Here is a 23122-nt window from a genome sequence, read left to right on the forward strand (position 1 = left end):
CCTTAAGGCTGCTCTTGTCATCAGCGGATAGCCTTAAGCCATCTGTGCATTCATCACTGTCTCGCCACCTTCGCTCGCCAGTTGCATCAGGTCCTTGTCCACCAGGAACAGCGCCTTGCCATCCTCGCCCACCAGGCGGATCTTGTCGACAATCGACTTGAATAGCTTCTCTTCTTCATGCTGCTCGGCCACATACCACTGCAGGAAGTTGAAGGTAGAATAATCTTGAGTCGTGAAGGCGGTATGAGCCAAAGCATTGATCTTGCTGGTGATCAGCTGCTCGTGCTCGTAAGTGTACTCGAACAGGGACAGCAGGGATTCAAAATTGGCCTTTGGAGCTTCAATGGCGCCCAGCAGAGGCATGCCACCGGTTTCACTCACATAGGTGAACAGACGGCGCATATGCTGCATCTCTTCATCGGCGTGATCCCGCAGGAACTTGGCCGCGCCTTCAAAGCCTTTGTCTTCACACCAGGCGCTCATCTGCAGATACAGGTTAGAGGAGAAAAACTCCATATTGATCTGCTCGTTCAACTTATCAATCATGGCTTGTGCCAACATATCCTTGCCTCTCATTTCGGGTATCTGTTTCATGGGCGCTATTGTTATCAAGGGACACAACAAATGCAAGAATCTTTACCTAACGCAATGATTTATAATGAAAACACTTTTCATTTAACTTGAATTCTCATTTGCTATTTGGCGCAATCCGCTGACTGTAAAAGGAAAAGCCTGCACCCAGTGCACGAAAACTGGCATGCAGATCATAGTCATCCACTTTCAGCGTGGCATAATAGCCAACCAGGTTCAGTAATAGCTCAAATAAGGTTGCTCTATGTCCAAGCCGCAAGACGTCTGTGCCCATCCAGGGCTGATGCATCCGGATCTCGCTCTGCCCCTGCTACTCGAGCAGGTCACCCCGTTGGAAGATACCGAAACCGTGCAACTGTCGGATTCTCTGGGACGAGTATTGGCAGAAGACTTGGCCAGCAGCATAGACTTGCCGCCGTTCGATAACTCGGCGATGGACGGCTACGCCTATCGTTATGCCGACCTGCCCGAGAAGGCCAGCCTGAAATTACTGGGTAGCTCCTTTGCCGGCCACCCTTTTGAAGGCCAATATCAGCCAGGCGGCTGTGTTCGCATCATGACTGGCGCTCCTGTGCCTGCGGGTTTCGATACAGTGCAGATGCAGGAGAAAACCGAAGCCAATGGCGAGCAGATCACCATAGAACCTTGCAAGCAGGCCGGAGACAATGTGCGTGGCCGCGGCGAAGAGCTGCTGGCCGGCACCAAGGTCCTCAGGGCCGGCACTCTGATAGGTGCCGCCGAAATGGGGGTGATGGCCACCATAGGCATCAGCAGCCTTAGAGTGATCCGTAAAGTTAAAATCGCTTTCTTCTCCACAGGTGATGAATTGCGCCCCGTGGGTTCAGAGTTGGCGCCCGGTCAGATCTATGACTCCAATCGCTACTCGATTCAGGGCCTGCTCAGCCGCGCCGGTGTCGAGTGGCAGGATCTCGGCGTTATTGCGGATGATCCTGAGGCTATCCGCCAAGCGTTTCGCAACGCCTCAGCAAGCGCCGATATGGTGATCACCTCAGGGGGAGTCTCGGTCGGTGAGGCCGACTTCACCAAGCAGATCCTCGATGAGGAAGGCAAAATAAGCTTCTGGAAACTGGCGATCAAGCCGGGCAAACCCTTTGCCCTCGGCCATATAGGCAAAGCGGTGTTCTGTGGTCTGCCGGGCAACCCGGTTTCATCCATGGTGACCTTCTACAAGCTGGTGTGGCCTTTACTGCATAAACTGCAGGGGCTGCCACAACCAACTCCGCTACTGCTGGATGCCAAATTGACCGCCCCCATACGTAAACAGCCAGGACGGGTGGAATATCAGCGCGGAATCCTGAGCCGCAACCAGGACGGGGAACTGGAAGTGGCAGTAACCGGCTCACAGGGCTCTGGGATGCTGACCTCCATGAGCCTGGCCAACTGTTTTATTATTCTGGAACAGATGCAGGGCGACACCCCAGCGGGCACCAGAGTCACGGTAGAACCCTTTAACAGCGTGCTGTGCTGAGGCCGATATGAGCGACGAGATACTCACAGATGCCGAGATGTTGCGCTACAGCCGGCAGATCTCCATCAAGGCGATGGACATTGAAGGCCAGGAGAAGCTCAAACAGGCCAAGGTGCTGATGATAGGTGCCGGTGGCCTAGGCTGCGCTGCCGGTCAGTATCTGACGGTTGCCGGGGTCGGCAAGTTGACCCTGGTGGACTTCGACACTGTCGAACTGTCCAACCTGCAGCGCCAGGTACTGCACCAGGATAGCAACATAGGCCAGCCCAAGGTGGAATCGGCTAAAGAGAGCCTGAGTGCACTCAATCCCCATGTGCAGATAGAAACCATCAATGGGGTGTTGGATGATCCCGAATTGGATCAACTGGTTGCCGAGCACCATCTGGTGCTGGACTGCACCGACAATGTTGCGGTGCGCGAACAGCTCAATCGCAGCTGTTTTCGGCATAGGGTGCCCTTGGTGTCTGCCGCTGCCATCCGTATGGAAGGGGTGATCTCCGTCTTCGGTTATCAGCAACAAATGCCTTGTTATCACTGTTTCAGTAGTCTGTTCGGCGAGCAGCAACTCAGCTGTGTCGAGTCGGGTATTCTGGCGCCGGTCGTCGGTATGATGGGCTGCCTGCAAGCGGTGGAAGCCATCAAGGTGATAAGTGGTATCGGTAAGCCGCTCTACGGTCGTTTGCTGATGTTCGATGCCATGACCATGGAGTTTCGCGAGATGAAGCTGCCGCAGATCCCCAACTGCCCCGTCTGCGGTTGAGTCTGCAATAACAAGAGGCTGCCTGGGCAGCCTCTTTGATTTTCAGCATTTTTTTACTTGGCGTTCAGCCAGTCAGACTCAGGCAATACCCTGTCGACAATCCGGATCTCGGCAATATCACCGCGGAACAGATCGGCCACCTCGCCGTCCCAACTGGAGGCTCCCACCATCCATTCGCCACCGGGAATACTCACCAGCCCATGCTGCTCGGCTTCGGCGGTACGCATTACCCTGGAGTTGTCCACATACATGGTGGCATATTGGCCGTCATTGACTATGGCCACGTGATACCAATAATCCCTGTCCACTTCCCATGACCAGTTGCTGGGCCCCACGCCGTTGCTGGAGGTGGAAATCCACTGGAACTCCTTGAGACTGGAGGCGGTCAACGCCAGCGAAGGATCGCCGCCGCCACAATCCAGCTTATGGTGTTCACACACCTGGCTCTGGCTGGGTTTATGGGCAAAGACGGCGCCCCAGGCATTTTCCGATGCCTGCCACTCTGGTGCCAGACGCACTATCATCTCTATGGTGTACTGCGGCAGAACACCCGCCTGGCCATCGGCAGAAACCAGCGTCGGTGCCTGGCTGGAGAGGTAATAGCCGCCCTGGGTGTTGCCGCCCTTGAAACGAGCCGCCCCAGTGGCGTGGCCGAAGCCAGGAGCTTCACCGAGCTGTTCAAACAATTGCTCCTGAGTGCCACTGCTGCCCGCCTTGGCCTTGAGGCTCAAGGTATTGCCGCGCCCAGATAGATCCATAAACTGCACCTTGGTTGGATCTGTGCTGGTTAACTTATGCTCGGCATCGAATATCCAGTAGGCAAGTGTTCCTTCAAGCTTACCCGGGCCTTCGGTTTCCACTTCCTGATTCAGCTTGGCAAAACGTTTTTCAAAGTCCAGTGGCTGTTCAAACTCCCAGCGTTGCAGCACATCCTGAGGCTGCCTCTCTGCCTCAGGGATGGCCGCTACCCAAGGTGAAAATGAACGGAACTGCAACCGCTTGTTGGCTTCATCGAAACTCACCAGTTGCAACATAGCGTTGCCACCCCAGAATCCCGATTGGTAGTCCACCAAGATCATGACCACATCGCGACCATAGCGGTTCTTGGCCACCATCTTGGCCTCACCATGGTGATGGCCGTTGAAGGTGAGAAAAATCTGGTCATTGTCTTTGATCAACTTGTCCCACAGCATGGCGCCATTGTCGGTAAATATGGCGCTGTTGCCATCATCGGCCACATTTAATAACTGATGGGTAGTAAGTATGGTTGGTGTTTCCGGGTGAGCATCCAATACTGACTGTGCCCAGGCTATGCTGGCCGCCGAGGTACGCCAGTCGAGCGCCAGCAACAGATACTCGCGCTCACCGCCCTTGAAGAGGTGATAACTGTTGAAGCCGGTGGCATCTGCCCCCTGGAAACTGGCAAAGTTATTTTGCTGCAAAGACGCCGGGAAATGCTTGAGGAAAGGCTCTGCCGCCAGGGTTCTGTCGCTGTCGAGGTTGCTGTTGATATCAACCCCGGACTGACGGTAAGCCAGCACATCATGGTTACCCGCCAATATGCTGTATGGGGTGGCTGGATTGGCCTCCAGAATGCTCATGGCCGCACGGGCATTGAGCCATTCCTGCTCTGAGTCAGGCAGGTCAACCACATCCCCCAGATGCGCCGTAAAAACGATATTTTGTTGCTGGTAGTTATCGGCAATCCATTGAGTTTGAGCATTGTAGCGCTCGGGATTATAACGGGAGTACTTCTGGGTATCGGGCATGACCACCAGAGTGTAACTCTCGGCTGCGGCTTGAGTGCCACTGTCGCTATCTGAGTTACACCCGGTCAGGCCAAGCACGGCGCCCAGAACCAGTGCTCCAATTGAGTGTCGCATTAAATCTCTCCAGTTCAGGCTAGTAAGAAAGTCTGAATTTAAACAAGGACAGATGAAGCAAAATAAATACTTTTATTTCAAAATCATTAAGTTACAACAAAGCATCAAAATATACATACTAGCAACAAAAGTCACTATTGCTGCAAGCGCTTGAGGGTTGGAAGATGTCCTACAGGATTTTGGGTGATAGCGCCTTGTTGAGCCTGATATTTTTCTATATTGTGTGGCGCTTTCATCTCGCCTGACTTCCACAAACAAGGAAATTTCCCACTATGGACAATAGCCTGCGACGCAACTATGGCACAAATAAGGGCCAGATCAGTGCCGGCAAATATAACCTGGTCGTTGGTCTGACCCTGATCTGGGGGTTTGTGGTCAACTATCTGATGGTGTTGAATATCGATCCTGAAATCATCATCACCATTCCAATCTGGCTGTTCTTTATCGGCTACTTCGTCTGCTGTATGGCGGGCATCTATCTATTTGAAAGCTCAGCCCAGCCCGCGATAAGCTTTCTCGGCTACAACCTGGTCGTTGTTCCCTTCGGTCTGATAATTAACCTGGTGGTCAGCAGCTATGACCCGACTCTGGTGTTGGAGGCACTGCGGATAACGACTATCGTGACTCTGGCAATGATGATATTGGGCACCCTATTTCCCGCCTTCTTTGCCCGCATAGCCGGCGCCCTGACAATAGCCCTACTGTTGGTGATCATTGTCGAACTGGTAGAGCTATTTATCTTCAAGACCCATCACGGCATTACCGACTGGATAGTGGTATTGATCTTCTGTGGCTACATTGGCTATGACTGGGGCCGAGCCAATGCCAAGGAAAAGACAGTCGACAACGCCATCGACAGCGCCGCCGCGCTTTATATGGATATCATCAACCTATTCCTACGCATTTTGAGCATTCTGGGAAGAAGGAATTAACGCCTTGCGTTTACTCTTGCTGTTGCTGCTCCCCATGGCTTTTTCCTCTCTGAGCGCTGCCGAGTGCAGCACTCAGGCTCTGGCCAAGGCCAGGAGTGATTTCCAACAAGGTTATGCCAAAGGCGAGTATCAACAGGCAACGGCGGCGCTCGCCGCCTTTCATCAAGAATGTGGCTATGAGTTGTTCCCCAAAATCAAAGGTGCGACCGAGCCAGCCATCAAAGATGTTCGCCGCTATTACTGGCTGATAAGCGATCTCTTGTTGGGCCTGTCCCGCAGTGGACAGCTCAACGAATGCATAGCCCTGGCCGAGTATGAAGAGCTCAATTGGGGTAGCCACTTTTATCGCCTCGGGGGTGAATCCGTGCTGGCGGCCCTGCAATACAACGCCGCCAACTGCAAGAGCAACAGAGAGCAAAAGCTCGGCAGTTTCAGTCAACCAACTTGTCCAATCGCAGGTGCTGCGGATGCGCTGGCTATTCCCTCAAGCTGGCAGATGGGCCAGGCCTGCTTGCGACTGTTTCCGGGGCAAGCAGAAACCGAGTTTGACGCAGGCGATCAGATCCCGCCCCATATCGAACTGATAACCGCCACTGAACACCACAAACTGGCCTTTGCCGACGGCAAGCTTGGCAGTGGCGATTTTTGCGGCTTCTCTACTCTGACTCTGGGCCACAATAAGCAATTACGCATTGCGGGAAGTGGCGGATTCTGCTGGCAAGGCAGTGCGGCTTTCATGCTCGACTCAGTCTACCGCTTGCAGCAAGATAAACTGACCATCACAGACGAACTCTTCGTGCCGGTGCACTGAACCATGACAATCAAAGGAAGGATGCCAATGATAGATCACCTCAGCAGCTATGCCACAGATTACCCCAGGACACGCGACTTCTATCTCGAAACACTAAGCGCCTTGGGTTACCCCTTGGTGATGGAACTGGTGGCCGAGTGGAACAGCGAGTTTCCCAGCCAGCGTATGTGCGCCTTCGGACCGGACAACAAACCCGTGTTTTGGATCATTGAAACCAAGACGCCCCATACGCCGCGGCATATTGCCTTCACTGCCGCCGACCGCGATGCCGTCAACCGGTTTTATCAGCTGGCACTTGAGCATGGCGGTCAGTGCAACGGCCAACCTGGGCTGAGGCCTCATTACCACGCACACTACTTCGGTGCCTTTGTGTTGGATCCCGATGGCAACAATGTCGAAGCCGTATGCCATCAACCCCAGTAGGTATTTGAAATGAAGAAATTACTTTTATGCCTCTCCCTGTGTTTGTTGGCTCTGCCAGCGATCGCCTGCGATAGTTTTCGCCTCAAGGACGGAAAACTGCTGCATTGCGGCATGAGCCGCATAAAACTGCTGGAACTAGCAGGTTCCCCCATGGATAAATACACCCAGACACTTGGTGTCGACAGCGGCAGAGCCACCGCCGGCAAGACAGTAGAAGTATGGAGTTACCGATTGCAAGGCAGCATAGGGGGCGAGTATTTGCTAACAGTCACTCTGAGTAATGGTCAGGTGCAGAATATCGTATCCGAGCAACAGGATCGCCTCTGAGCTCAGGACAAGTTTTCACGGGAGGTTCCCGCCATGACGGGATTGGAAACAGGAATACAACGACTGGTGGATGAGTTTATTGCAGCCGGTCGTCCCAACGCGCGTCTGCAGCCACTGAATGAACGACGTCAGGGCTATGAAGCCAGTGCGGTGCTGGCGGGACCCGCCGCCGAGGTTTGCACCCAGGAGCTGGAGCTGGAAGGCATTCGCCTGCGACGTTACCTGCCTGACACCCCAGGGCCTTGGCCCACGCTTATCTACTTCCATGGCGGCTGCTTTGTGGCCGGAAGCTTTGTGACTCACGAGCAGCAGCTCAGCTATCTGGCCTGTCATGGCAAAGCCCAGGTTATTGCCGTCGACTACCGCCTGGCACCGGAACACTGCTATCCGGCAGCACACGACGATGCGCTCAAGGCCACCCAGGCTATACTGGCCCAGGCGGCGCAGCTACAGCTGGATCCGGATAGCGTCACTCTGGGCGGCGACAGTGCCGGCGGCCATCTGGCGCTGGTCACCTGCCTGCGCCTGAAACAACTGGGCTGGCAGCCGAAACGGCAGTTGCTTATCTACCCCATGTTGGATGCCACCGCTGCCATGGAGAGCTACCGCAGCAACGGCGACGACTTTATTATCACCTGCGATGCCTTGCTCAGCGGTTTTGAAGCCTATCAGCAAGGTTCAGGTGTCGACGCCAACCATCCTGAAATCAGCCCCCTGTATCGGGAGGATTTTCAGGGCTTGTGTCAGACTCACATTATTACCGCCGAATTTGATCCGCTGCGGGATGAGGGAGAAGCTCTGTATCGCAAGCTGGTATCCGCCGGTGTCGATGCCCGAGCCTGCCGCTTTCAGGGCGTGATCCATGGTTTCTTCCAATTGGCCGATATCAGCTCGGCCGCGCGCGAGTGTCTGGCCCAACTGGCGGCCATTCTGCGTCGAGACAGTGAAGAAGCTGCATGACAAGCGGCTCGGATGTGACTCAGTGGCAAGCGCTGGCTGACGGCTACCCCCAGGTAAAATCCATCAGCCGTCCTTTCGTGGGCGGTGCGCTTTCCTGCCTGATAAGCCGGCATCAGGTGCCGGCTCTGCTTGACCTGCTACGCCGCTATTTACAACAACATGGCATGGAGATAGAACAGCTGGGAGAAGGCCTGCCTGACTATCTAGTTCTGGCGCAGCAGTTGCAGTGTCAGGGCGATAACTTCGAGACCGAGTTTCTGGCACCGATAAAGCTCTATCTGCAACTGACCGCCGACTTTGGTGGTTACCTTCTGTGTCTGCAATCTGATCACAGTGAGCTTCTGGCACAAGTCCAGCAGCTGGCGCCGACTCCGCCCATGCCTTGGGAGAGCTTTCCCGAACTGGATCCCGATACCCTGGGTGGCCTCCAGGGCTCTCTGGCCTTTTGGCAAGACTACCTCTGGGGACCATATTGGCAGTGGCTTAGGCGCAGCGGCATTCCCAAACTGGGTGATGGCGAGCTGGCGCGGCGCTGGGAGGAATACAGTCATTGGCACAACGGCGAGCCGGAACTGGCTGCGGAGCAAATATAATGAAGCTGGAGCTGGCAAATACTGCAGACATTACACTCACTGAACCTGAGTGGGCCTTACTCTTGCTGGCCGACCCCAGCCGCGAAGCCGTGCAGGCTTACCTGAGAGACTGTCTGCTGCTCAGAGCCCTGGATACAGAAGAGCGTCTGCTTGGGCTGGCACTGCTGCAACTAACGCCGGTGTCCACAAAGATTCAGGCCGAGGTAAAAAACCTCGCCGTTCATCCGGATCACCAAGGCCAGGGAATAGGTAAATGGCTATTGCAACAGTGTCAGACGCTGAGCCGGGAAAAGGGACTGGATAGCCTTTGGATAGCCACGGGCAACTCCAGCCTGGCTCAGCTGGGCCTCTATCAGAAGTGCGGTTTTCGTATCAAAGGTATTGTTCCGGACTTCTTTGCCGCTTACCCTGAGCCGATAGTGGAAAACGGTATTCTCTGTCTGGATCTGCTGCTGTTGGCTTGTCCACTGGCAGAGATCTAACCCAAGAAAGAACATCCAGTGGAATTATTCCAGGGACAACCATTTACAAGGAGAGTTGCCATGGCCTTCAGTGACCGGGAAAAACAGCAGATGTGCGATCTCAAGGGGGTAGGAGCCACAGTCGTTGGTCGCCTTGAGCAGCTGGGATTCAGTCAGCTGTCGCAGCTGGCCGATGAATCCGCTAGCGATATCACCCGCGCCATAGCCCAGTTGATGGGCTCGAGCTGCTGGCACAATAGTCCCCAGGCCCGCGCGGCTATCAGTGCCATCATAGAGTTGGCTCAACGACAGCGTGACCTATGACCATGAAGAAACGTTATGGCTTTATCCTGCTGCTACTGCTGATCTTTGCCGGTGCCCTGATCCCGGAAAACCCACAGGTGCCGGTTCACCAGGCCAGCGCCAAAGACTGGCATAAAGACAGTTTCTGGTATTACCCCTGGGGCACCTCCGGGGTACACAAGGGCATAGACATCTTCGCCGCCCGCGGCACTCAAGTGCAGGCCCCGACGCCCATGCTGCGCCTCTATCAAGGGGAGTGGCGTCTCGGCGGCAAGGTGGTGCTGGCCTTGGGGCCAGGCTGGAAGTTGCATTATTTCGCCCATCTGGACAGCCTGGAGCCGAACGGTTTTTATCTACCTCAGGGCAGCAAACTGGGCACGGTCGGCGACTCGGGCAATGCCAAAGGCAAGCCGCCCCATCTGCACTACAGCATAGTCAGCCTCATGCCCATGCCTTGGTTGATGGATGATGCGCCCCAGGGATACAAGAAGGCGTTTTATCTCAATCCTGTGACCTATCTGGCGCCCCGCTGAGTGCCTGCTGCCTGAGCCATTCGAGAAACACCCTGACTCTGTGGCTCTGCTCGCGGCCGGGAGCCGGCAGCAGCCGATAACTGAGTCCAGGCAACACCTTGCCCGGCAAGCAAGGTTTCAACCAACCCCGCTCCACCAAAGAGGCCACCAGCACAGAACTGGCAAGTGCCAGGCCTTCACCGGCCAGAGCGGCCTGCACCAGGTGATCCTCCTGGGTAAACTCCAGCAATCTGGCACCTTTGAACTCGTGATAGGTCTGTTGCCATTGCTGCCAATCGAGTCCGTCGAGAGCCGGGTTCTGCCAGCGGGTCTGCAACAGCGTCACCTGAGGTTGTTTGCTCTTGAGATAACCGGGACTGGCGTAAATGCCGAACGTCTCACTGAACAGCACCTCTTCGCCTTCTGCCGCTTTGCCGTAGCGTATGCAGAGATCTGTCTCACCCAGAGGGTCGCTAGGCTGCAGCCCCTCATCGCTGCTGACCGACACCCGAATATCGGGGAAACGCTGCTGAAAGTCCGGCAATCGCTGCGCCAGCCATAGGGCGGCAAAACCATGGGTGGTGGAAACTCTCAGCTGGTTTGGTGTCACTCCCAAACGTTCAATCCCCTGGGCTATGCCGAGCAAGGCCTGGCGACAGGATTCTGCCAACTCGGCTCCAGCCGGTGTCAGTGATACCGCCCGGGTCTGGCGGATAAACAGGCGGGTGTCCAGCTGAGTCTCAAGATTTCTTATCTGATGGGAAACCGCGGTCGGAGTCAGGCTCAACTCCTCCGCAGCCAGCTTGAAGCTCAGATGCCTGGCGGCGGCTTCGAACACTCTCAAGTTATTCAGTGTGGGTAAATGGGCAAACATTGCGATCAAATAAGTGAATTTTGCTCATCTATAAGTGAGAAATGACCCTTTGTCAACTCGAGCGGTATTCCAGATAGTTATGCCCTGAGCAAACAAACGGAGAAAGTGATGAAAACCCTTTTAAGAATAGATGCCAGTGCGAGAAGAACCGACAATGACAAGTCCAGCTACAATTCGATTTCCAAGTCGTTGGCGCAGCTATTCTGCGATCACTGGCAAGCCCAAAATAACCTATCAAAATTCATCTATCGCGATCTGGGTGACCAAGCACCACCGGCCATCACCCAAGATTGGATTGCCGCTGTATTCACCCCGGAGGAACTCCAAAGTACAGAGCAGCAACGGCTGCTGGCACTGTCGGACTGTCTTATCGACGAGTTGCAGCGGGCCGATATCATTCTGATCTCAACGCCCATGTACAACTATGGCATGCCGGCGGCACTCAAGGCCTGGTTTGATCAGGTCATACGCATCAATCGCACATTCAGCTTCGACTTAAAGCGCGGCGATTTTCCGCTGCGACCGATATTCAGCGGCAAGAAACTGGTGTTGGTTTACTCCTGCGGCGAGTTTGGCTTTGGCGACGAGGGCATTCGCGCCGGAATGAATCACCTGGGTCCCCATATCAAGACCCTGAGCCACTATCTTGGGGTAGAACAGTTTTATGAGGTGCGCAGTGAATTTCAGGAGTTTGCCGACGAGCGCCATCGGGTTTCCATCGAAGCGGCCAGCGCCTCACTGAGGGAACTGGCCCAAAAAATTTAGCAATCAAACCACTGCGTTTGAGAAACCAAAGCCCAGATTGGCCGCTAACAAAGACCGGCCAATGCCACTGTCTCAGCGCTTGTGCTCAGTTCTTGGTCACCACCCAGAGCGCATGCAGCAACCCCGGAAACCAAAAGAACAGACAGAGAATGATATTGATCAGCAGGTCTTTACCGGCACCGGCTTTGAGAAATACCGCCACCGGTGGCAACAAAATGGCGATGATGACGAGCAAGAGTTTATTGGTATCCATGGTATGACTCCTGGCAAGGAATTAAAGGGACAACCCATTTAACTTGGCAGCATGATGCCCGGCTTGCAACCTTTTCCCTTTCCCTGAGTAAATCGAAATGTCAGCTACCAGTATTTATTTGCGCTTGGGCCAGTCCAACTCCCAGGGTTGCTTAAGCGTTTGCAACTGACCGAGAACTCCCGACTGCATAAAAACTTCGCCTTGCGATGGCAAGCTCAGGTATCTAAGCGCTTGCCCGCGCCATTCAAACTCCAGCGCATAGGCGTGCAGGTAGCCACGGTCAGCATCAACAGCACTGCCGCCATAGAGAGTGTCCCCCAGAATCGGCACTCCCAGGCTGGAAAGCGCCACCCTCAGCTGATGGGTCTTGCCGCTGTGAGGCTTGAGCAGATACAGGCGCAACCCTTCGGCGACCGACCAGGAAAAGAACTGGGTAACCGCCGGGTTATCGGTGGAACGCAGCAGCTTATACTGGCTACGGCGGGACTTGGCCATATCACCTATGATCCAACCCTGTTTCTTACCCGGTTTACCCTTGGCCAACGCCAAATAATATTTCTGCACCTTGTGTTCACTGAACATACGGGTAAATTCGGCCGCCGCCTCGGATGAACGGGCCAGAAGCAACAGGCCGGAGGTCAAGGTATCCAGCCTATGTACGGGATAGAGCTTATAACCCAATTCTCGCTCGGCACTGGCCACCAGCCCGGCCTCACCGTGTTGACTGTGGAAGTGAACTCCGGGCCGCTTGTCCAGCAGGATAAAGTCGGGTTCTGTAGCTATCACTGAATACATGGGTTAAACCTGAAATGTGACTATGACCCTAAGGCCGGGGTGGTTATCCTGCAGTGAAATACTGGCGTTGTGCCGCGAAAGAATCGCCTTGACCATAGAAAGCCCCAAGCCGGTGCCTTGCTTATGACGGCTGGGATCCAGCCGCACCAGGCGTTCGAAGACCCGCTCACGCTCCGCTTCCGGGATCCCGGGGCCATTGTCGCTGATGATGACCTGGTTGGCTTGCTGCGAAATGGTGATACAAGCTCCCTCGCCTGCATAGCGAATGGCGTTGTCGACCAGATTGAACAGCGCCTGGAACAAGAGATGTTTATCGCCTGTGATATGGCAATCCTCACTGGTTTCCAGCTTGAGTTGTTGCTCTTGTGCCTCGGCCAATACATCGGCCATATCCAGCAGATCATGACACATCTGCTGTAAGCTGAAGCTCTCCAGCTCCAGTTGTTGTTGCCCCTCTTCAATGCGGGTCAGCGACAACATGGCGTTGAAGGTCGCCAGGCAGTGATCCAGCTTTTCAATAAGAATCGCGCTGCGCTCGGGTAGCTCTTCCGCTGGATACTGCGGCAGCTGCTCCAATCCGATCCTCAGGTGCGACAAAGGCGTGCGCAGGTCATGGGCGATATTGTCAGTCACCCCGCGCACGGCGGCAAGGTTGCGTTCCAGGGTATCCAGCACCCGATTGAACTGGCGCGCCAACATATCGAATTCATCACTGTTGCGACTCACAGGCAAGCGGGTGTTGTAGTAACCTCGCTCTATGCGTTCACTCAGGCGGTTATATTGCACCAAACGCCGGAGCAGCGCCTTGGAAAACAGATACCCCATGGCCAGCGTCAATACCACTGTCAGCATCACAGCGGTGGCCGCCGCGCTGAGAAACTTTTCGATCAAGGTCGCCAAGTGGTCGGTACGGGTGGCGATCAGCACAGGGCCATAGCGGGTCATTACCACGCCGCCGGTGAGAATATGCAGTTTATCCGGGCCGCCGGTAAGGATGGGGAAATCACGGGTTTTCGGCAGCAGTGGCATATTGTCGGGCATAAAGGTCAACGCCCCGACCATATCCGGGCTACCCTGCCAGGCAATCAGTGCAGTTTGCGGATCAGCAGCATGGATTTGCGCCGCAAAGCTGCGCTTATCTACGCTCAAGGCCAGTTGCTGGTAACGCTGCGCCTCCGAGGCTAAGTGTTTCTCAACCTGAGACTGCTGCTCTGTCACCAGCTGTTGATAGAGTGCAAACAGTAACGCGCCGATGATCAGAGTCACCAGCACAGAGAAGAAGATGGTAATACGCCATACGCTGCTCTGATACGGCTTAATGGCTTTGGCGGAGACGATAACCAGCCCCTCTTATGGTTTCAATCAGCTCGCCATGCCCCAACTCTTCGAACTTACGTCTCAGCTTGGCGATATGCACATCGATAACATTGGTTCTGGGGTCAAAGTGGTAGTCCCATACGGCTTCAAACAGCAGGGTGCGACTGATCACCTGATTGGCGTGTTCCATCAGGTACTTGAGCAGTTGGAATTCCTTGGGTTGCAACATCAGTTCAGTACCGTCCAGAGTCACTTTACGGGTCAGTAACTCCATCTCCAATAAACCCACCTTGAGATCTGTCTTGGCCGGCAGTGACTGGCCACGCAACATCAGTTTCTCAGCCCGCACCAGCAGTTCGGAGAAGGCAAACGGCTTGGTCATATAGTCATCACCACCGGCGCGCAGCCCCTTGACCCTCTCGTCGACGTGACTGAGTGCCGAGAGGATCAACACCGGGGTTTGATTGCCGGTGGCCCGAAGCGCCGCCAAAACCTTGAGGCCATCGAGCCCGGGTAACATGCGATCCAGTATTACCAAGTCGTATTGACTACTGGTCGCCAACAGCAAACCCTGATGACCATCGGCCGCAGTTTCAATGTTATGTCCCTGCTCCAGGAAGCCCTTGACGATATAATCCTGAGTGGTTACGTCATCTTCGACCAGTAATATCTTCATTGTCAGTCCCATTTCAGTAGAGGCAATGGCCGCTGTTTTTCGATATCAAACGCCAGCTTATGCTTGCCTCGTTCATCCATTACTTTCAGCTCCAGGTAGGCAATCCCCAGATCTTTGTCCAACTGAGCTTCCAGCAGATGAGCCTTACTGTTTTGCATCGCCATTTCTACCAGTTGGGAAAAACTGAGCTTTTTCTGCACCAAGAGTTTGACCGCAGCCAACTCAGCCATATCGTCAGCCTCCAAACGATCGACTTTGCGTTTGAGGATCTCACCGCTGCCGGCAAGTATATCCAGCTCAGTGGTAGTGTGATCATCCGGGTTTATTAAGTCAATTTCATAGACCAAGACCCCATTATCCACATCGGTTTCAAACTCGACGATCACCCCGGGAAACTGGGACTCAATACGCTGCATCAGCTCTATCGGTTGAATACGGTCACTATCATTCAACAATTCCAGCAGCGAGGGAGCCGCGACTGCTACCGAAGAAAACAGCACCAGCCCCGCCAATAAACGTCTCATTTTGCCTCCATCCGAGCGCTGGCATCAAAGGCCAACTACTCATACAAGCCAAGATTCATTTAGTGTCACCAATCAAGGTGATACTTTCAATTTCAACTTCATTGCCGTTCCACTCTTTGTCAACCTCGCCGGTCAGTTTCACCAGAGTGCTTTCTTTCACATCGGCATTGATATTGCGCCACAGCTTATGATCGATTTCGACTTTAACCTCGCCGGAATCATCACGGAACAGGTAAGTTTCGTCGCCCAGGCTCTTCACCAGGTAACCTGTCAGCTCAACTTGAGTATCGTCACTGGCCTGCTCGACCTGAGACGCTGTAATGACCCGATTTTCGACTCCTGGCCCGGTATAGGCTGCAAGAGCAGCGGCACTGCAGAATGAGGATAATACCAGTAAATATGCCAACTTTTGCATCTTGTTTCTCTCCTGAGGTTGTTTCAATGGCTGCAGTATAGATTTCAGCGCTTGAACTCAGGATGGAAGCTAAATTAAGTTTTGATCATCTAATCGACAACCGGCATAAAGACTGTCTTATCAGTGTTCGAGAATATGAATTTGTTCAGATTTGAGAGCAACTTCTGTCTGCATACCGGCAACCAACTCCAGCTTGCGAGCCAGATGTAACGGCACTTCGGCGCTAAGGGTCTGATCCACGCCTTCGATTGCCGCCAGCAGGCGCACAGACTCGCCCATCACCAGTAGGGATTCGAGCCTGACATTGAGTTTATTGAAGCTGCGGCACAGGCGGCCACGGCTGATGGAGTTGAATCTGACGCCTTGATTGGGCACCACCCAGCGCACCTTATCTCCCGGATTCAGGCGCGCATCATAGTCACAGGCAATCAGTTGCTCGCCAAACTTAAGCCAGGTGAGTTGTCGCTCCTGCTCCAGGGCCACCACTTCAGAGTCAAACAGGTTTCTCAGGCCCATCTGCCGGGCAACCGCCTCATTACGGGGTTTGGCCAATACGTCATGGGGCACACCCTGTTGCAGTAACTGCCCTTGGCTGATAAGCACCATGCGGTCGGCCAGCAATAAGGCTTCGTTGAGATCATGGGTCACCATGATCACCGGAATATGCAGCTGTGACTTGAGCCGTGCCAGCTCCAGATACAGGCGCTCACGGGTCTCGCGATCGACGGCAGAAAAAGGTTCATCCAGCAGCAATACCGAAGGCTCACGCGCCAACGCTCTGGCCAGCGCCACTCGCTGTCTCTGGCCGCCGGACAACTGCTCAGGCAAACGATCCGGCAAACCGTGCAGATTGACCCGCTCCAGCCAATCCAGCGCTCTGGCACGGCGTTCGCCCTTAGGCAGATGATCCAGCCCGGCGATAACATTGTCGACCGCACTCAGATTGGGAAACAGGCCAAAATGTTGCGGCACAAACCCCAGATGGCGTTGCTGCGGGCTCAGGTTCACTGTCTCGGAAAACCAGGGTTTATCACCATAGCGGATGCTGCCGGATTGCGGCTTATTGAGACCGGCAATCATCCTCAGCAGCGTAGTCTTGCCACCACCGGAGGGCCCCACCACGGCCAGGACTTCACCGGCACGGCAAACAAAGTCGGCCTGCAGTGGGATCCCCTTGGTTTGATGAACGCTGACATGCAGATCTGTCGGAGTCATCTCAATCTCCCGAGCCGCCGCGACAACCCTGTGGTCAATGCCAATGTGGTGATGGCAAACAACAAGAGTACCAGCGACATAGTACCGGCCGAGGCGAAGTCAAACGCCTGGACACTGTCGTAGATGGCGATGGAAATCGTCTTGGTCTCTCCCGCGATGGAGCCCCCCATCATCAGGACGACACCAAACTCGCCGAGCACATGGGAGAAACACAACACCAGGGCCGTCAAAATCCCCGGCCACACCAAGGGCAACTCCACCTTGAACAGCTGTTTGGTGCGACTCATGCCACAACAGGCGCAGGCATCGCGCACATCCTGAGGAATAGCTTCAAAGGCTCTTTGAATAGGCTGCACCGCAAAGGGAATATTGACCAGTACCGAGGCGACCACCAGGCCGGAGAAATGAAATACCAGCTGCACGCCCAAGGTTTGCTGCAGCCATTGGCCCAGCCAGCTTTCACTGCCAAGCCCTACCAAAAGGTAATAACCTATCACCGTGGGCGGCAACACCAGAGGCACCATGATCAGCGCCTCTATCCATGACTTACCGCGAAACTCTCGATAGGCCAGCAAGCGGCTCAGCAAGATGGCAAGCGGCAAGAGTACCAATACACTGATGGCAGCCAGTTTGACCGAGAGCCACAGCGACTGCCAATCCATTCAACTTCCCTCGGGCAAGGCAAAGCCATAGGCGCTGAACACCTGTCGCGCTTCCTGCCCTTGCAGATAATCATAAAAAGCTTTGGCATCGTCACCGGCTTTATCAAGCAGTACCATGCGCTGGGTCAGCGGGGCATGGGAGTCTACCGGCAACGCCAGATAACGACCTCTCGCCTGAAACTGTGGCGCCACCGCCAGCGACAGGGCAACTATGCCGCCCTGAGTCGAACCACTCAAGGCAAACTGCGCCGCCTGGGAAACGTTTTCACCATAGATGAGGTTGGCCTGCAACTCCTGCCACAAACCTTTTTGCTTGAGCAGTGCGCGGGCGCGCTCGCCATAGGGAGCATGATCCGGGTTGGCGATAGCAAAGCGCTTGATCTGCCCGGCGGCCAGTGCTTGTTGCAGCCCCTGTAGCTCTTGATCCAGTTTCAGCGGCGAATTTTTTGGAGCCACCAGAGCCAAGCGTCCATAGGCGTAGACCAACCCCTTGTCGCGAGTGATGCCTGCGTCAGCCAGCGCCTCGACATAACGCTCATCGGCCGAGAGAAACAGCTCAAACGGCGCACCATGTTTTATCTGCGCCACAAAGTTACCGGAAGAACCGTAGGAGATCTTGAGTTGGCGTCCTGTCTCTTGCTGATAACGCTCGGCAATATCATCCAGGGCAAACTTGATATTGGCCGCCGCAGCCACATGAACGCTTTGCGCCGCCGAAGCCGGCAGACACAGACCGAGCAGCGCCAGCGCGGTCAGCACGGCCCTGGTCGTCGAATTCAGCAATCGCTCCAATAGCACCATCACACGCTCCGGTTACTTTTCCCAGGCCTTGGCGGCCTGCTCGTCGGCATCGCGAGCCTCAACCCAGTGTTGACCACTTTCACCGGCTTCCAGTTTCCAGAATGGCGCCTTGGTCTTGAGGAAATCGATGAGAAACTCACAAGCCGCAAACGCCGCCTTGCGGTGGGCACTGCTGACACCGATAAACACTATCTGTTCGCCCAAATGCATAGTACCAACCCGGTGAATTATGGTCAGCTGATTCAGCGGCCAACGCTCACGGGCTTGAGTGGCAATTTGCCCTAAAACGGCTTCTGTCATCCCGGGATAGTGTTCCAGCGTCAGGTCGGTAACCGCGCTGCCATCGTTGAAGTCACGCACCTTGCCGACAAAGGTCACCACGGCGCCGTCGCTGTTGTCGGCGGCGATGCGGGTATATTCAGCCGGGACATCGAAGTCGGCGGTTTGTACCAAAATACGATCGCTTTGCATCTCAACCTCCGGTTACCGGTGGGAAGAAGGCCACCTCGTCACCCGCTTTGATCTCTGTATGCCAAGGGCTGAGGGTTTGGTTGATGGCCACCAACAGCTTGTCGGACGCCATCACTCTGGCCCACTTGTCGTCTGTGGCCGCCAATTGGGCACGCAGCGCCTCGGCCGTCAAACCCGGCTGGCTCTCGACTTCAATGGCAGCCGTTCCCAATAATTCGCGTACTTGAGCAAAAAACAGCACTTTAATCATATCGTTACACCTTAAAATGACCGGATTTACCGCCGCGTTTCTCCAGCAGTCTTACCTGGGTAATCACCATATCCTTCTGCACCGCTTTACACATATCGTAAATAGTCAGCGCCGCAACCGAGGCCGCCGTCAGGGCTTCCATTTCAACCCCGGTTTTACCAGCCAGCTTACACAGGCTGGTGATCCTGACCCGGTTTTGCTCCGGCTCAGCCTGCAGATCCACCTCGACCTTGGTCAGCATCAAGGGGTGACAAAGAGGGATCAGCTCTGAGGTTTTCTTCGCGGCCATAATGCCGGCGATTCTGGCGGTGGCGAACACATCGCCCTTGTGGTGGCTGCCACTCATGATCATCTGCAGCGTCTCGGCAGACATCTCAATATAGGCCTCGGCACGGGCTTCGCGCTCGGTGATCGACTTTTCGGTCACATCCACCATATGGGCGTTGCCGTCGGCATTGATATGGGTAAAGGCATTAGTCATCTATAGCAACCTTTTTCAAATGGGATACGAAGTTACAGGGCCGGTGCCGGGCATCCAGCTGCTCTTTGAGGATCTTGTTCCAGGCCGTACGACATGCGCCGGTGGAACCGGGCAGACAAAACAGCGCCGTTTGATTGGCGATACCGGCCAGTGCCCGCGACTGCACGGTAGAAGTGCCCAGCTCAGTGTAAGTGATGTGGCGAAAGAGTTCACCAAAGCCTTCTATTTCAGCGTCAAACAGCGGCCGCAGCGCCTCAGGGGTGTTGTCTCTGCCGCTAAAGCCGGTGCCGCCTGTGGTGATAATCACCTGAACATTGGCCGCGGCTATCCATTGACTGACGATGGCGCGCATCTGGTATTTATCATCCGGGCAGAGCTTACGCTCGACCAGGTTATGCCCAGCCTCCTGCAGTGCCTGTACCAAAAAACGCCCTGAGGTATCTGTCTGCAGATCCCGACTGTCTGAAAGGGTAAGAATGGCGATATTCAAGGGCTCAAAATGGGTATGAATGCAATGTCCCATGTCAGTTCCTGCTGCTGAATGCTACCGAGATGGCGATGATAAGTATCTGGCGCCCAGACGAGCGCCACCCTCAACCGCCGATAGAGGCCAGGTGTTGGGTCACACCGGTAATGCCTTGATGCAGATAGTGAGTCTCTTTCTTCTGCTGCAACTGCTGATGCAAACGGGCAATCAACTCATCCTGCTGTTCAGGACTCTGAAGCAGATCCCGAAGATCGACACCATGTTCGGTGAACAGACACAGGTGCAACTTACCCTTGGCAGAAACCCGCAACCTATTACAGCTGGCGCAGAAGTTTTTGGCATAAGGCATGATGAGCCCGATACGGCCACGATAATCAGGATGGCTGAAGTTTTGCGCCGGACCATCTTCGGCCGCGGGCTGATCATACTGCCAACCTTCGGCCTCGAGTCTGGCCTTGATATCGGCTCCGGCCAGGTGATGCGCCTTGAAGTAGTCGTGACCCAAACCGGTTTCCATCAGCTCGATGAAACGCAGATCTATGGGGGTATGTTTGATCCAATGCAGGAAACGCGGCAGGTCCTTATCGTTGAGATCCTTGAGCAGCACAGCGTTGATCTTGACCCGCTCAAAGCCGGCTTCCAGCGCCGCATCTATACCGCGCATGACCTCATCGAACTTGTTCTCGCCGGTGATCTGATAAAACATCCTGGGGTCCAGGCTGTCCACAGACACGTTGATCCGCCTCAGCCCGGCGTCATACCACTCTTTGGCGTGCTTCTCGAGCCTATAACCATTGGTGGTAGTGGCGATAGTGTGAATTTCGCTGTTGTCGGCAACTGCGCGGATGATATCGGTAAAATCTTTGCGCAGCGTAGGCTCGCCACCTGTGATCCGTACCTTGCGGGTACCTACTTTGGCGAAGGCGGCAACCAGATTCTCAATCTCGCTGAGCGTCAGAAAAGAGGGCTTGCCCTCCGGGCGATAACCATCCGGCAGGCAGTAACTGCATTTGAAGTTACAGACGTCAGTAACTGACATCCGCAAATAGTGAAATCTTCGACCAAAATTGTCTTGTAATTGGGACATGATCACCTTTCCAAGTTAGGGAGGTGAGGGCATTTCTTTGCTCACCCCGGTGGCAAAATTGCCACGGCTAAAGGGCCATATCTTCACTGACGTAGGACCAAAAGCTCGGAGAACCGTCTGGGCCAATTATAGGACGAAAAGGGGGGTGAACCATACCCCTAAAAATGTATTTCCCGATCTGGTTCAAATCTGCGTGGACTTTTTGTGACAAGCTTCACTCATAAATTTCATCAAAACTAACCCTGCTTTCCGATCAAATACTGTGCGCTGAATAGATTTTCAGGTAAGGTTGGAGCTGGATAAAAATAAAACACCCGTTTACATCGGGGGACTTTGAAGGATAGAGGTGACATGATGGAACGCGAATCAATGGAATTCGATGTTGTTATCGTTGGTGCAGGCCCCGCCGGACTGGCTGCGGCCTGCCGTTTGATGCAGATCTCCAAAGACAGCGGCAAAGAGATCAGTGTCTGTGTGGTCGAAAAAGGCTCTGAAGTTGGCGCACATATTCTCTCCGGCGCCGTCTTTGAACCCAGCGTATTGGAAGAACTCTTCGGTGACTGGAAAGAACTGGGAGCCCCCCTGCATACCCAGGTTACAGAAGATGAAATCTATCTGCTCAAGTCGGCCGAAGATGGTAAACATCTGCCCAACAGCCTGGTACCCAAGACCATGCATAACCATGGCAACTATATTATCAGTGTCGGGAACCTCTGCCGCTGGATGGCCGAGCAAGCCGAAGGCTTGGGAGTGGAGATATTCCCCGGTTTCGCCGCCAGCGAATTGCTGTTCAATGAAGATGACAGCGTCAAAGGAATACTGATCGGCGACATGGGCATAGGCGCCGATGGCCAGCCCAAAGACAGCTATATGCCGGGCATGGAACTACACGCCAAATATACAGTGTTTGCCGAAGGCTGCCGTGGCCATCTGGGCAAGCAGCTGATAGAAAAATTCCACCTGGATAACGGTAAAACACCACAACACTATGGCATAGGCTTCAAAGAGATTTGGAAGATCCCGGCCGAACAACACCAACAGGGTAAAGTGGTTCACAGTGGCGGCTGGCCGCTGTTGGAAGGCGCCAGCGGTGGCGGTTTCCTTTACCATATGGAAGACAACCAGGTTGCCGTGGGACTGATCATCGACCTCAACTACAAGAACCCGCATCTGAGCCCTTTCGATGAATTTCAGCGTTACAAAACCCACCCTGTCATCGCCAAGACCTTAAGCGGCGGCGAGCGTTTGAGCTATGGTGCCCGGGCCATTACCAAGGGGGGTCTAAACTCTCTGCCCAAGATGAGCTTCCCCGGCGGTCTGGTAATAGGTTGTGATGCCGGGACACTCAACTTTGCCAAGATCAAGGGCACCCACACCGCCATCAAGAGCGGTATGCTGGCGGCCGAGACTCTGGCCGAAGGCCTTATCGCCGGGGTTGAAGGCGGAAAAGATCTCGACTGCTTCCAGGAGCGGCTGGAACAGAGCTGGCTCTTTGATGAACTTTACCGCTCGCGTAACTTCGGCCCGGCCATGCACAAATTCGGCACCTTCCTGGGGGGGGCCTTTAACTATATCGATCAAAACTGGTTTGGCGGCAAGTTCCCTGTGACCCTGAGGGATGAGCATCCCGACTATGCCCAGATGAGTGAGGCCAGCGCCTACAGCAAGATTGATTACCCCAAGCCGGATGGCAAGCTTAGCTTTGATAAGCTCTCTTCCGTGTATCTATCCAATACCTTCCACGAAGAAGACCAGCCCTGCCATCTGCGTTTGAAAGACGCCACTATTCCTATTGCGGTCAACCTGGTGAAATACGATGAACCGGCGCAACGCTATTGCCCTGCGGGGGTCTATGAGGTTGTTGAAGACGAGGGACAACCCAAGTTTGTGATCAACAGCCAGAACTGCATTCACTGCAAGACCTGTGACATCAAGGACCCCAGCCAGAACATCACCTGGGTGACACCCGAAGGTGGTGGTGGCCCTAACTATCCCAATATGTAA

30 protein-coding genes and 1 riboswitch are annotated in these 23122 nt (G+C 54.5%); of the genes, 13 read left to right on the forward strand and 17 right to left on the reverse strand.

The annotated features are described in order from the left end of the window. Nucleotides 1–33: 33 nt before the first annotated feature. Entirely contained in the window at nucleotides 34–561 is a 528-nt protein-coding gene (ftnA, locus tag WKR14_RS19755; RefSeq protein WP_028780740.1) for a non-heme ferritin, read from the reverse strand. A gap of 274 nt (nucleotides 562–835) precedes the next feature. Here ftnA and moeA point away from each other — a divergent pair, with 274 nt between their 5' ends. Continuing rightward, entirely contained in the window at nucleotides 836–2080 is a 1245-nt protein-coding gene (moeA, locus tag WKR14_RS19760) for a molybdopterin molybdotransferase MoeA (RefSeq protein WP_039034625.1), read from the forward strand. Between the two features lie 7 nt (nucleotides 2081–2087). Continuing rightward, nucleotides 2088–2840 (forward strand): molybdopterin-synthase adenylyltransferase MoeB, encoded by a 753-nt coding sequence (moeB, locus tag WKR14_RS19765; protein WP_339087108.1) that lies wholly within the window; start codon nucleotides 2088–2090, stop codon nucleotides 2838–2840. 53 nt (nucleotides 2841–2893) lie between these two features. On the opposite strand, the gene WKR14_RS19770 is transcribed toward moeB, so the two are convergent. Continuing rightward, entirely contained in the window at nucleotides 2894–4723 is a 1830-nt protein-coding gene (locus WKR14_RS19770) for a LamG-like jellyroll fold domain-containing protein (RefSeq protein ID WP_339087109.1), read from the reverse strand. A gap of 272 nt (nucleotides 4724–4995) precedes the next feature. On the opposite strand from WKR14_RS19770, the gene WKR14_RS19775 reads away from it, so the two are divergent. Genes WKR14_RS19775 through WKR14_RS19815 form a run of 9 tightly spaced genes read left to right on the forward strand, consistent with a single transcriptional unit; the run spans nucleotide 4996 to nucleotide 10066 of the window. Then, the gene (locus tag WKR14_RS19775; protein WP_101055858.1) at nucleotides 4996–5655 is read left to right on the forward strand and encodes a Bax inhibitor-1 family protein; all 660 of its coding nucleotides are present in this window, start codon (nucleotides 4996–4998) and stop codon (nucleotides 5653–5655) included. Nucleotides 5656–5659: 4 nt separating this feature from the next. Next, on the forward strand, nucleotides 5660–6466 hold the full coding sequence (locus WKR14_RS19780) for a hypothetical protein (protein WP_339087110.1): 807 nt from the start codon (nucleotides 5660–5662) through the stop codon (nucleotides 6464–6466). A 27-nt stretch (nucleotides 6467–6493) separates the two neighbouring features. Next, complete coding sequence (locus WKR14_RS19785) at nucleotides 6494–6889, forward strand: VOC family protein (RefSeq protein WP_071237347.1); 396 nt, start codon at nucleotides 6494–6496, stop codon at nucleotides 6887–6889. 9 nt (nucleotides 6890–6898) lie between these two features. Then, nucleotides 6899–7216, forward strand: a complete 318-nt coding sequence (locus tag WKR14_RS19790; RefSeq protein ID WP_156029228.1) for a DUF2845 domain-containing protein — start codon at nucleotides 6899–6901, stop codon at nucleotides 7214–7216. A gap of 33 nt (nucleotides 7217–7249) precedes the next feature. Then, nucleotides 7250–8176 (forward strand): alpha/beta hydrolase, encoded by a 927-nt coding sequence (locus WKR14_RS19795; protein ID WP_224867730.1) that lies wholly within the window; start codon nucleotides 7250–7252, stop codon nucleotides 8174–8176. Continuing rightward, on the forward strand, nucleotides 8173–8769 hold the full coding sequence (locus WKR14_RS19800; RefSeq protein ID WP_339087111.1) for a hypothetical protein: 597 nt from the start codon (nucleotides 8173–8175) through the stop codon (nucleotides 8767–8769). The genes WKR14_RS19795 and WKR14_RS19800 overlap by 4 nt, the downstream gene beginning before the upstream one ends. Continuing rightward, nucleotides 8769–9251 carry a GNAT family N-acetyltransferase gene (locus WKR14_RS19805; RefSeq protein WP_335923135.1) on the forward strand — a complete coding sequence of 161 codons (483 nt, stop codon included), beginning with the start codon at nucleotides 8769–8771 and terminating at the stop codon, nucleotides 9249–9251. Before WKR14_RS19800 ends, WKR14_RS19805 begins: the two co-directional genes overlap by 1 nt. A gap of 60 nt (nucleotides 9252–9311) precedes the next feature. Beyond that, complete coding sequence (locus tag WKR14_RS19810) at nucleotides 9312–9554, forward strand: hypothetical protein (protein WP_025009196.1); 243 nt, start codon at nucleotides 9312–9314, stop codon at nucleotides 9552–9554. Nucleotides 9555–9556: 2 nt separating this feature from the next. Next, nucleotides 9557–10066 (forward strand): M23 family metallopeptidase, encoded by a 510-nt coding sequence (locus WKR14_RS19815; protein WP_045283325.1) that lies wholly within the window; start codon nucleotides 9557–9559, stop codon nucleotides 10064–10066. Here WKR14_RS19815 and WKR14_RS19820 read toward each other — a convergent pair. Then, nucleotides 10035–10919, reverse strand: coding sequence for a LysR substrate-binding domain-containing protein (locus WKR14_RS19820; protein ID WP_071476339.1), 885 nt, complete (start codon nucleotides 10917–10919; stop codon nucleotides 10035–10037). The genes WKR14_RS19815 and WKR14_RS19820 overlap by 32 nt on opposite strands. Before the next feature lie 108 nt (nucleotides 10920–11027). Here WKR14_RS19820 and WKR14_RS19825 point away from each other — a divergent pair, with 108 nt between their 5' ends. After that, on the forward strand, nucleotides 11028–11684 hold the full coding sequence (locus WKR14_RS19825; protein WP_165565933.1) for an FMN-dependent NADH-azoreductase: 657 nt from the start codon (nucleotides 11028–11030) through the stop codon (nucleotides 11682–11684). A gap of 85 nt (nucleotides 11685–11769) precedes the next feature. On the opposite strand, the gene WKR14_RS19830 is transcribed toward WKR14_RS19825, so the two are convergent. The 14 genes from WKR14_RS19830 to moaA form a co-directional block, all read right to left on the reverse strand. Next, entirely contained in the window at nucleotides 11770–11937 is a 168-nt protein-coding gene (locus WKR14_RS19830) for a YqaE/Pmp3 family membrane protein (RefSeq protein ID WP_025009192.1), read from the reverse strand. Nucleotides 11938–12051: 114 nt separating this feature from the next. Further along, nucleotides 12052–12732: a TIGR01621 family pseudouridine synthase gene (locus tag WKR14_RS19835; protein WP_165565932.1), complete on the reverse strand. Its 681-nt coding sequence runs from the start codon at nucleotides 12730–12732 to the stop codon at nucleotides 12052–12054. A gap of 3 nt (nucleotides 12733–12735) precedes the next feature. Beyond that, a complete protein-coding gene (locus tag WKR14_RS19840) occupies nucleotides 12736–13998 on the reverse strand; it encodes a sensor histidine kinase (protein WP_101055893.1) in 1263 nt (420 codons plus the stop codon). Between the two features lie 49 nt (nucleotides 13999–14047). Further along, the gene (locus WKR14_RS19845) at nucleotides 14048–14725 is read right to left on the reverse strand and encodes a response regulator transcription factor (RefSeq protein WP_101055862.1); all 678 of its coding nucleotides are present in this window, start codon (nucleotides 14723–14725) and stop codon (nucleotides 14048–14050) included. A 2-nt stretch (nucleotides 14726–14727) separates the two neighbouring features. After that, the gene (locus tag WKR14_RS19850; RefSeq protein WP_101055863.1) at nucleotides 14728–15249 is read right to left on the reverse strand and encodes a PepSY domain-containing protein; all 522 of its coding nucleotides are present in this window, start codon (nucleotides 15247–15249) and stop codon (nucleotides 14728–14730) included. A gap of 55 nt (nucleotides 15250–15304) precedes the next feature. Then, on the reverse strand, nucleotides 15305–15664 hold the full coding sequence (locus WKR14_RS19855) for a YgiW/YdeI family stress tolerance OB fold protein (protein ID WP_286998022.1): 360 nt from the start codon (nucleotides 15662–15664) through the stop codon (nucleotides 15305–15307). Between the two features lie 120 nt (nucleotides 15665–15784). Beyond that, nucleotides 15785–16879, reverse strand: a complete 1095-nt coding sequence (locus WKR14_RS19860; RefSeq protein ID WP_101055865.1) for an ABC transporter ATP-binding protein — start codon at nucleotides 16877–16879, stop codon at nucleotides 15785–15787. After that, nucleotides 16876–17541, reverse strand: a complete 666-nt coding sequence (gene modB / locus WKR14_RS19865; RefSeq protein ID WP_101055866.1) for a molybdate ABC transporter permease subunit — start codon at nucleotides 17539–17541, stop codon at nucleotides 16876–16878. Before modB ends, WKR14_RS19860 begins: the two co-directional genes overlap by 4 nt. After that, nucleotides 17542–18342, reverse strand: a complete 801-nt coding sequence (modA, locus tag WKR14_RS19870; protein ID WP_335921951.1) for a molybdate ABC transporter substrate-binding protein — start codon at nucleotides 18340–18342, stop codon at nucleotides 17542–17544. A gap of 12 nt (nucleotides 18343–18354) precedes the next feature. Then, the gene (gene moaE / locus WKR14_RS19875) at nucleotides 18355–18813 is read right to left on the reverse strand and encodes a molybdopterin synthase catalytic subunit MoaE (protein ID WP_224867739.1); all 459 of its coding nucleotides are present in this window, start codon (nucleotides 18811–18813) and stop codon (nucleotides 18355–18357) included. Between the two features lies 1 nt (nucleotide 18814). Further along, on the reverse strand, nucleotides 18815–19063 hold the full coding sequence (moaD, locus tag WKR14_RS19880; RefSeq protein WP_144218005.1) for a molybdopterin synthase sulfur carrier subunit: 249 nt from the start codon (nucleotides 19061–19063) through the stop codon (nucleotides 18815–18817). A gap of 4 nt (nucleotides 19064–19067) precedes the next feature. Beyond that, nucleotides 19068–19544 carry a cyclic pyranopterin monophosphate synthase MoaC gene (gene moaC / locus WKR14_RS19885; RefSeq protein ID WP_025889198.1) on the reverse strand — a complete coding sequence of 159 codons (477 nt, stop codon included), beginning with the start codon at nucleotides 19542–19544 and terminating at the stop codon, nucleotides 19068–19070. Beyond that, nucleotides 19537–20067: a molybdenum cofactor biosynthesis protein B gene (gene moaB / locus WKR14_RS19890; protein WP_100143302.1), complete on the reverse strand. Its 531-nt coding sequence runs from the start codon at nucleotides 20065–20067 to the stop codon at nucleotides 19537–19539. Before moaB ends, moaC begins: the two co-directional genes overlap by 8 nt. Before the next feature lie 70 nt (nucleotides 20068–20137). Then, complete coding sequence (moaA, locus tag WKR14_RS19895) at nucleotides 20138–21118, reverse strand: GTP 3',8-cyclase MoaA (RefSeq protein WP_028780719.1); 981 nt, start codon at nucleotides 21116–21118, stop codon at nucleotides 20138–20140. Further along, nucleotides 21106–21241, reverse strand: a riboswitch (molybdenum cofactor riboswitch). (Overlaps the previous gene by 13 nt.) 231 nt (nucleotides 21242–21472) lie before the next feature. Between moaA and WKR14_RS19900 the strand changes: the two genes are divergently transcribed. Next, nucleotides 21473–23122 (forward strand): electron transfer flavoprotein-ubiquinone oxidoreductase, encoded by a 1650-nt coding sequence (locus WKR14_RS19900; RefSeq protein WP_165566096.1) that lies wholly within the window; start codon nucleotides 21473–21475, stop codon nucleotides 23120–23122.

It is taken from the genome of Shewanella chilikensis, from assembly GCF_037953065.1.
In the GTDB taxonomy this organism is placed as follows: Bacteria; Pseudomonadota; Gammaproteobacteria; order Enterobacterales; family Shewanellaceae; genus Shewanella; species Shewanella chilikensis.

Excerpts from the sequence above, each read along its gene's own strand:
- WKR14_RS19805 (WP_335923135.1), top strand. The coding sequence starts at position 8,769 with ATGAAGCTGGAGCTGGCAAATACTGCAGACATTACACTCACTGAACCT.
- moeA (WP_039034625.1), top strand. The coding sequence starts at position 836 with ATGTCCAAGCCGCAAGACGTCTGTGCCCATCCAGGGCTGATGCATCCG.
- moaA (WP_028780719.1), bottom strand. The coding sequence starts at position 21,118 with ATGTCCCAATTACAAGACAATTTTGGTCGAAGATTTCACTATTTGCGG.
- WKR14_RS19825 (WP_165565933.1), top strand. The coding sequence starts at position 11,028 with ATGAAAACCCTTTTAAGAATAGATGCCAGTGCGAGAAGAACCGACAAT.
- WKR14_RS19770 (WP_339087109.1), bottom strand. The coding sequence starts at position 4,723 with ATGCGACACTCAATTGGAGCACTGGTTCTGGGCGCCGTGCTTGGCCTG.
- WKR14_RS19800 (WP_339087111.1), top strand. The coding sequence starts at position 8,173 with ATGACAAGCGGCTCGGATGTGACTCAGTGGCAAGCGCTGGCTGACGGC.
- moaC (WP_025889198.1), bottom strand. The coding sequence starts at position 19,544 with ATGACTAATGCCTTTACCCATATCAATGCCGACGGCAACGCCCATATG.
- WKR14_RS19795 (WP_224867730.1), top strand. The coding sequence starts at position 7,250 with ATGACGGGATTGGAAACAGGAATACAACGACTGGTGGATGAGTTTATT.
- moaD (WP_144218005.1), bottom strand. The coding sequence starts at position 19,063 with ATGATTAAAGTGCTGTTTTTTGCTCAAGTACGCGAATTATTGGGAACG.
- WKR14_RS19845 (WP_101055862.1), bottom strand. The coding sequence starts at position 14,725 with ATGAAGATATTACTGGTCGAAGATGACGTAACCACTCAGGATTATATC.
- WKR14_RS19810 (WP_025009196.1), top strand. The coding sequence starts at position 9,312 with ATGGCCTTCAGTGACCGGGAAAAACAGCAGATGTGCGATCTCAAGGGG.
- WKR14_RS19850 (WP_101055863.1), bottom strand. The coding sequence starts at position 15,249 with ATGAGACGTTTATTGGCGGGGCTGGTGCTGTTTTCTTCGGTAGCAGTC.
- WKR14_RS19835 (WP_165565932.1), bottom strand. The coding sequence starts at position 12,732 with ATGTATTCAGTGATAGCTACAGAACCCGACTTTATCCTGCTGGACAAG.
- moaE (WP_224867739.1), bottom strand. The coding sequence starts at position 18,813 with ATGCAAAGCGATCGTATTTTGGTACAAACCGCCGACTTCGATGTCCCG.
- WKR14_RS19815 (WP_045283325.1), top strand. The coding sequence starts at position 9,557 with ATGAAGAAACGTTATGGCTTTATCCTGCTGCTACTGCTGATCTTTGCC.
- moaB (WP_100143302.1), bottom strand. The coding sequence starts at position 20,067 with ATGGGACATTGCATTCATACCCATTTTGAGCCCTTGAATATCGCCATT.
- WKR14_RS19855 (WP_286998022.1), bottom strand. The coding sequence starts at position 15,664 with ATGCAAAAGTTGGCATATTTACTGGTATTATCCTCATTCTGCAGTGCC.
- WKR14_RS19900 (WP_165566096.1), top strand. The coding sequence starts at position 21,473 with ATGGAACGCGAATCAATGGAATTCGATGTTGTTATCGTTGGTGCAGGC.
- WKR14_RS19785 (WP_071237347.1), top strand. The coding sequence starts at position 6,494 with ATGATAGATCACCTCAGCAGCTATGCCACAGATTACCCCAGGACACGC.
- WKR14_RS19830 (WP_025009192.1), bottom strand. The coding sequence starts at position 11,937 with ATGGATACCAATAAACTCTTGCTCGTCATCATCGCCATTTTGTTGCCA.
- WKR14_RS19775 (WP_101055858.1), top strand. The coding sequence starts at position 4,996 with ATGGACAATAGCCTGCGACGCAACTATGGCACAAATAAGGGCCAGATC.
- ftnA (WP_028780740.1), bottom strand. The coding sequence starts at position 561 with ATGTTGGCACAAGCCATGATTGATAAGTTGAACGAGCAGATCAATATG.
- modA (WP_335921951.1), bottom strand. The coding sequence starts at position 18,342 with ATGGTGCTATTGGAGCGATTGCTGAATTCGACGACCAGGGCCGTGCTG.
- WKR14_RS19790 (WP_156029228.1), top strand. The coding sequence starts at position 6,899 with ATGAAGAAATTACTTTTATGCCTCTCCCTGTGTTTGTTGGCTCTGCCA.
- moeB (WP_339087108.1), top strand. The coding sequence starts at position 2,088 with ATGAGCGACGAGATACTCACAGATGCCGAGATGTTGCGCTACAGCCGG.
- WKR14_RS19820 (WP_071476339.1), bottom strand. The coding sequence starts at position 10,919 with ATGTTTGCCCATTTACCCACACTGAATAACTTGAGAGTGTTCGAAGCC.
- modB (WP_101055866.1), bottom strand. The coding sequence starts at position 17,541 with ATGGATTGGCAGTCGCTGTGGCTCTCGGTCAAACTGGCTGCCATCAGT.
- WKR14_RS19860 (WP_101055865.1), bottom strand. The coding sequence starts at position 16,879 with ATGACTCCGACAGATCTGCATGTCAGCGTTCATCAAACCAAGGGGATC.